This is a genomic window from Achromobacter sp. K91, from assembly GCF_003576205.1.
Taxonomy (GTDB): Bacteria; Pseudomonadota; Gammaproteobacteria; order Burkholderiales; family Burkholderiaceae_B; genus Achromobacter; species Achromobacter aegrifaciens.
In genome coordinates this window covers 188,015-194,348 of sequence record NZ_QWFB01000044.1, presented here as the reverse complement: position 1 = coordinate 194,348, position 6,334 = coordinate 188,015, and the positions used below count along the sequence as shown (strand labels likewise).

9 protein-coding genes are annotated in these 6,334 nt (G+C 61.2%); 4 read left to right on the top strand and 5 right to left on the bottom strand.

The features are described from left to right. The coding region (locus DXK93_RS22705; RefSeq protein WP_119451186.1) for an autotransporter outer membrane beta-barrel domain-containing protein at window positions 1-1,004 on the top strand (1,004 nt) is incomplete at its 5' end. A gap of 39 nt (window positions 1,005-1,043) precedes the next feature. Here DXK93_RS22705 and DXK93_RS22700 read toward each other — a convergent pair. After that, window positions 1,044-1,562 (bottom strand): O-acetyl-ADP-ribose deacetylase, encoded by a 519-nt coding sequence (locus DXK93_RS22700; RefSeq protein WP_119451185.1) that lies wholly within the window; start codon window positions 1,560-1,562, stop codon window positions 1,044-1,046. A gap of 179 nt (window positions 1,563-1,741) precedes the next feature. Between DXK93_RS22700 and DXK93_RS22695 the strand changes: the two genes are divergently transcribed. Beyond that, window positions 1,742-2,668 carry an alpha/beta hydrolase gene (locus tag DXK93_RS22695; protein WP_225588723.1) on the top strand — a complete coding sequence of 309 codons (927 nt, stop codon included), beginning with the start codon at window positions 1,742-1,744 and terminating at the stop codon, window positions 2,666-2,668. 30 nt (window positions 2,669-2,698) lie between these two features. Here DXK93_RS22695 and DXK93_RS22690 read toward each other — a convergent pair whose 3' ends face one another. Next, on the bottom strand, window positions 2,699-3,109 hold the full coding sequence (locus DXK93_RS22690; protein ID WP_119451184.1) for a VOC family protein: 411 nt from the start codon (window positions 3,107-3,109) through the stop codon (window positions 2,699-2,701). Window positions 3,110-3,181: 72 nt separating this feature from the next. After that, window positions 3,182-4,075, bottom strand: a complete 894-nt coding sequence (locus tag DXK93_RS22685) for a LysR family transcriptional regulator (RefSeq protein WP_119451183.1) — start codon at window positions 4,073-4,075, stop codon at window positions 3,182-3,184. 109 nt (window positions 4,076-4,184) lie between these two features. Here DXK93_RS22685 and DXK93_RS22680 point away from each other — a divergent pair, with 109 nt between their 5' ends. After that, window positions 4,185-5,081: an NmrA/HSCARG family protein gene (locus DXK93_RS22680; protein WP_054454646.1), complete on the top strand. Its 897-nt coding sequence runs from the start codon at window positions 4,185-4,187 to the stop codon at window positions 5,079-5,081. A gap of 1 nt (window position 5,082) precedes the next feature. Beyond that, window positions 5,083-5,343, top strand: a complete 261-nt coding sequence (locus DXK93_RS22675) for a DUF2798 domain-containing protein (RefSeq protein WP_054454647.1) — start codon at window positions 5,083-5,085, stop codon at window positions 5,341-5,343. A gap of 39 nt (window positions 5,344-5,382) precedes the next feature. Here the strand turns inward: DXK93_RS22675 and DXK93_RS22670 are convergent, their stop codons facing one another. Beyond that, window positions 5,383-6,012: a TetR/AcrR family transcriptional regulator gene (locus DXK93_RS22670; protein ID WP_054454649.1), complete on the bottom strand. Its 630-nt coding sequence runs from the start codon at window positions 6,010-6,012 to the stop codon at window positions 5,383-5,385. Continuing rightward, on the bottom strand, window positions 6,009-6,326 hold the full coding sequence (locus DXK93_RS22665) for a multidrug efflux SMR transporter (RefSeq protein WP_199728322.1): 318 nt from the start codon (window positions 6,324-6,326) through the stop codon (window positions 6,009-6,011). Before DXK93_RS22665 ends, DXK93_RS22670 begins: the two co-directional genes overlap by 4 nt. Window positions 6,327-6,334: the final 8 nt, after the last annotated feature.

Sequence of the window (6,334 nt, the reverse complement as noted above, 5' to 3'; positions counted from 1 at the left end):
AGATGTGTATAAGAGACAGGCCCGACCCAGAGCCCGAGCCCGAGCCCCTATATCGGCCCGAAGTCGCGGCTTACCTCGCCAACCAACGCCTGGTCGGGCAGATGTTCGTGCAGAGCATGCACGACCGTTTGGGTGAACCTCAATTCATCGAATCGCAACCGTTCGCAGTCGATGGCAGCAAGCGCAATTCGATCTGGCTGCGCACCTCCGGAAAATGGGAAGGAAGCCACAGCCGTGACGGCAATTTTGACGTCAGCACCGACCTTTTCCTGTTGCAGGGCGGCGGCGATCTTGCGCAATGGAAGCTCTTTTCAGAGACCGATCGCCTGCACCTCGGAGCCATGCTCGGATACGGCACTGCAGACAGCACTGCCCGCGCCGACGGCAACCCCTACAAGGCAAAGGGCCGCGTCAACGGCTATAGCGCAGGCGTGTACGGCACATGGTTTCAAAACGACGAGACCAAGCTGGGCGCCTACGTGGACACCTGGTTCCAATACGGCTGGTTCAACAACCGGGTGCAAGGCGCCGAACTGCCGCGCGTGGACTACGACTCGCAAGCTTGGGCGATATCGGCGGAGGCCGGCTACGCATTCAAGCTACGGGAAAACTGGACGCTGGAACCACAGGCTCAAATCATCTATGTCGACAGCAACACCGACAGCATCACCGAACAGAACGGCACCCGGGTAGACCGCGCCGATTCGAACGGGACCATTACCCGCCTTGGGGTACGCACCTTCACCACGTTTGACCTTGGCAACAACCGCAAGGCCCAACCCTTCGCAACCGTGAACTGGTGGCACAGCAACGTCGACAGTTCCGTGTCTTTCAATCAATTACCCATCGGAGACCTTTATCCCAAGGACCGGTATGAACTGAAGCTGGGCGTGCATGCCAACTTCACCAAGGGTTGGACAGGATGGGTCAATGCTTCCGGCAGCTGGGGCGCGCAAGACTACCATCAGTACGTGGGCCGTATCGGCGTGAAATACACGTGGTGAGGCCGGAGTGAATGGAAGACATTGGATGGAATCGGCTGGCTAAACAGTCGGCCGATTCAAGACGCGCTCATACTGAAGAAGGTCTTCCGGAGAAAAGCAGCAGAAAATCACCTCTTGGACGGAAGAATCCCCAGCGAGGCTTTCACGCACGGTCTTGACGGCAATCTCCGCCGCCAATTCAATGGGGTACCCATATATCCCCGTGCTGATGCTGGGGAACGCAATCGACTTGACCGCTCTTTCTTGCGCCAGCTCGATGCATCGGCGATAACAGCTGGCCAGCAGCGCCGGTTCTCCGCCGTCCCCGCCCCGCCACACCGGCCCCACCGTATGAATGATGTATTGAGCGGACAGGCGATAGGCCTTGGTCACCTTCGCGTCCCCCGTCTTGCAACCGCCCAGCAATCTGCATTCATGCACTAGATCCGGGCCCGCCGCGCGATGGATGGCGCCATCGACGCCGCCGCCGCCCAGCAATGAGGAGTTCGCGGCATTCACGATGGCGTCCACCTCGAGCTTCGTGATGTCTGAACGGATTGCGCGCAGGGTTGTGGCCATGATTTTGCTCCTTGAGGTACGAACGCCGTCGCCGCGGCGCATTTGCAGGGCGATCTTCCTGGCAGCAAGTTTGAGGAACTCGTCACGTCTGCTGGCGGCAACGGACCGGGATTATGGTGCCAGTCTATAATTCCGCCCACTTCATGTGCTCAAACTTGCAGGCTGCCGAGCCTTCCCCCATGCAACGACGCCTTCTGAATGCCCTGTTGATTGCCCTCCTCGTCAGCTTCGGCCTACATGGCGGCCCGACGCAAGCCCAGGCCCAATCGACGCCCAAGATGCAATCTGGCGAGGGTCGCCCATACGAAATCGCCGATAGCGAAGTCTGGGACGTGCCCGATCCCGTGTCGGGCCGCGGCTATCAGGTCTACGTCGCCTTGCCGCCGTCCTATGCGAAGCAGCCGCAACGGCGCTACCCCGTGCTTTATGTTACCGACGCCGACTATGCCTTCCCTATCATCCGGCAGTTGGCGCGCCGCCTGAACGTGGAAGGACCGCGGATCGAGGAGTTCATTCTTGTCGGCCTGTCATATGGCAAAGGCGAGGATGGCGGGGTCAGCCGCCAGCGCGACTACACGCCTACACCGAACGGCCCAAGCACCGCGCCGGCCAATGCGGTCCATGGCCAGGCGCGAGCCTATCAAGCGTATCTGCGCGATCAGGTAAAGCCTTACATCACCGCCCGCTACCGGACCGACCCGGCCAGAGCCCTCTTTCTCGGCCACTCCTATGGGGCGCTGCTGGGGACGCAGATCCTGTTCACCGAGCCCGGCATGTTCAACGGCTATGTCCTCGGCAGCCCGTCCCTCTGGTACGACAAAAGGCATGCCTTGAAGCTGGAAGCGGGCTATGCCCAGCAGCATCGGGACCTGACGGCGAATGTCTTTCTTTATGTTGGCGCCTACGAAGCCCTGCGCAAAGGCGACCGGCGCTACAACCAGACGGTGGACATGGTCGCCGACAACCGGGCGCTGGAGGCGGCGCTGCAAAGCCGGAAATATCCAGGTTTGAAACTGAAGTCCGTGGTCCTGAATGACGAGGACCATCTCACCGTGGCGCCGCGTGGCTTTATGCAGGCCTTGAGATATCTGCTGCCGGTGCGTTGATCAAATACAGAGACCCGACTTGCGCCTGCTCTAGACCGCAGGCCCCTTCAGTTCGATCTGATTGCCGTCGGGATCGAAGCAGTAGATCGAAAGCCCCTCGCCTTCCGCGCCATATCGCATCACGGCCTTGTCCGCAGCAATGCCGAAAGCTCGCAGATGCTCGAGGATGGCCGTTTCATCGAATGGATCGACGCGAAGACAGAAGTGGTCCAGGTTGTGCCGGTCTTTCCCTGGCGCTGCCCCGCCCGTGGCGCCCAGAGGCCCCTGCACATCGACCAGATCGATCATTGAACCGCCGGCACTCAGATGGATCATTGCGTACTCATCGTTCTTCTTCTTGATCTCGCAGCCCAGTACTTTCGTATAGAAGTCCACGCTACGCGTCAGGTCCTGAACCCTGAGCACGACATGGTCCAAGTGCTTGATCTGAAATACCGGCATGATGATCCTCCTGGGCCGAGAGTGATACGGGCGGCGTTGGCCAGCTCCGGACGTATCAGTCTAGCGTGCCAGCTAGAACCGATCGAGCTTCAGCCCAGCCGCGAGATAATCAATAAAAGCCCGCACCTTGGCAGGCGGAAGCCTGTGCTCCTGCCAAAGCACGTGTATGGGCACAGGCTTGGACTCGAACGCTTCGAGTATGACCTCCACCTGCCCCGCATCCAGCAGGTGCCTGATCTGCCATAGCGGCGAATAACCGATGCCGAGTCCGGCGCTGACCGCGGAATAGATCGCCGCCATCGTGTTGGTCCGGAACGGACCCCGCACCCCGACGCTGCGCCGCTTGCCGTCTATCTCAAAGGCCCACTGCCCCGAGCGTTGATCGAGAGTCCTGACAATGCAGGCGTGCTGCCGCAGGTCCGAAGGATGCGCGGGACGGCCATACTGTTCGAAATAGGAAGGCGCTCCGAATACGACTCTGCGCAAGGCTCCCAATCGTCTTCCTTGCAAACCCGAATCCGGCAGGTCTGCGATGCGCACGACCAGATCGAGGCCTGCGGCGGACAGGTCGACAAAGGTATCCGTCAATTGCAGATCGACTTCCATCTGCGGGTATGCGCGCATGTACTGCGCGATGATCGGAACCAGGAAGTCCGGCCCGAACAGTACCGGCGCGCCGACACGCAATATGCCCGACGGCGCGGCTCGGCGGTCTGCAACCTCCAGCCGGGCCTCGCCTATTTCCTCCATCGCCGGTTTGACCCGCCGGAAGAACGCCTCGCCCGCTTCGCTGAGAGAGCAATGCCGCGTGGTGCGATGAACCAGTTGCACGCCGACGTCCTCTTCCAGCGCGGCAAGAGAACGGCTGACGGCCTGTAGCGAGCGGCTGAGATGGCGCGCGGCTTTCGTCAGACTTCCCGTTTCAGCGATGTGGATGAACGCTTCCAGGTCTTCGAGGCGGCTCATTATTTATCTCGTATAACGTGATTCACATTCATATTTCACAAGTATTGTTCCACTAATCGGTAGAAAATACACTGCCTTCGTACCCACATGCATACGAAGGAGAAACCCTGTGAACGGCACTCAGCCCACGGTTTTGGTCGTAGGAGCCACCGGCAAATTCGCCGGCCTGGTCGTTCCTGAATTGCAGCGGCGCAAGGTCGCGGTCCGGGCGCTCGTCCGCGACGAAACACGCGCCGCTCAGGCCCGCTCGCTGGGAGCGACCGAGACCGCCATCGGTGACCTCCGCGACGTCGACAGCCTCGCAGCCGCAACGCAAGGTGTGGACGGCGTCTTTCATATCGGCCCCGCGTTCACCGCAGACGAAGCGCCCATGGGCGTTGCCCTGGTCGACGCGGCCAAGCGCAGCGGCGTGAGGAGGTTCGTCTTTTCATCGGTCATCCAGCCAACGAACGTGCGACTGGCCAATCACGCCAGCAAGATCCCGGTGGAGGACGCGCTCTACTCGTCGGGACTGGAATACACAATCCTGCATCCCGCGAACTTCATGCAGAACATCGGTTTGGCCTGGCCGTCGATCCGCGACCATTCCCGCTTCAGCGAGCCCTTTCCCAAAGACACGAGAATCGCCCGCGTGGACTATCGCGATGTGGCCGAGGTTGCCGCGATCGCCCTGACCGAGGACAGGCTGGCCTACGCGACCTTGGAGCTATGCGCCGGCATGTACAGCCGCATGGACATCGTGACGGCCCTGGCCGAGGAGCTGGGATCTCCGGTCACTGCATTGGAGCCCGGTTTCAACGCGTGGGCGCAAGACGCGCGCCTGCCTTATGGCGAACAGCAGTTGCTTCTTCTGTCCAAAGTCTTCGATCACTACCGGGCCTGCGGGCTTGGAGGAAACAGTCTTGTGCTGAAGGCTGCACTCGGACGGGATCCGCGTTCACTGCGCGAGTACGTCAAGGACCTGGTGGCCGAGAAACAAGCGGCGCGCGGCGGCAAGGAGTATTGAGATGGCTGACCATTCATCAAGCCCCACCCTGAAAAAGCTCCCGCGGCACTATGCCCCCGTTCTGATGCCGCTGGTTCTTTCCGTGTTCATGTCGGCCATCGTTTCAGCGGTGGCGACCGCCGCGAGCGTGGGCGTGGGTCCCGACTTTGTCCTCAACTGGCCCAGCGCCTGGGGAGCCTCGTGGATAGTGGCTTTTCCCAGCCTCTTGCTGCTGCTGCCTGTCGTGCGGCGGATCGTCGCCTGGATGGTGGTCCCGCCCTAAGCTGGCCCGCAAGCGCTGCGACGAGCTGCGCCGGCAATGTCAACCGGCCGGCCACGCAAGCATCGCGGCATCAATGATCATGTTGAGCTTTTTCGCGCCCGCGCCATCGCGGGCCTGGATCGACAGGCCTTCAAGCACGGTCGTGTAGAAGGCGGCAAGCTGCCGGACATCGGCGGACGGCGCAAGGTCGCCCTCCGCAATGCCTTGCGCAAGCCGTTCCCTCAGCGTCGATTCTCCTTCCTCCCGATTTGCGGCAAGAAACGCACGCACGCTCTCGTTCTCAGGCGCGCCCAGCAGCGATGACAACACGATCATGCACCCCCGCGGGCCCTCGTTGACGGCATAGGCGCGCGCGTTCGATCGCAGCATGGTTTCGACGGCCTCGCGGGCCGTCCGCGCTGCGCTGAGGCTCTGCGACGTCGCTCGCCCTTCGACGCGGTCGTAAAGTTCGACGGCCTGCCGGAAGATTTCCTCCTTGCAGCCAAAGGTCGCATAGAGGCTGGGCTTGTTGACGCCCGTGGCGCTGACCAGATCCTGGATCGAGGTGCCTTCATAACCTTGCGCCCAGAAGGTACGCATGGCCGCCAGCAAGGCCCGGTCCTTGTCGAACGCCTTCGGACGCCCGATTTTCGGCGCGGTGGCCGGTTTAGCTTGATTGCCAGAATTCACGTTTCAATTATCCGCAGGCCCGCCACGCCTATGCCTATCAAGCCCAGGAACAACAGCTTGGCCGATGACATGTACTCGCCGAGCACCAATGTGCCGAAAACCGCCACGCCGAAAGCGCCTATGCCCACCCAGATGGCGTAAGCGGTGCCCACCGGCAGATGCTTCAGGGCCAAGGCCAGCAGGACAAGACTCAGCATGGCGACGCTTATGCCGATCAGGCTTGGCCAAAACCTCGTCAATCCGTCGGCCTGCTTCAGTGCCAATGCCCAGACGATTTCAAGCATGCCGGCCAGAACCAGGAAACCCCATGCCATCTGAATCC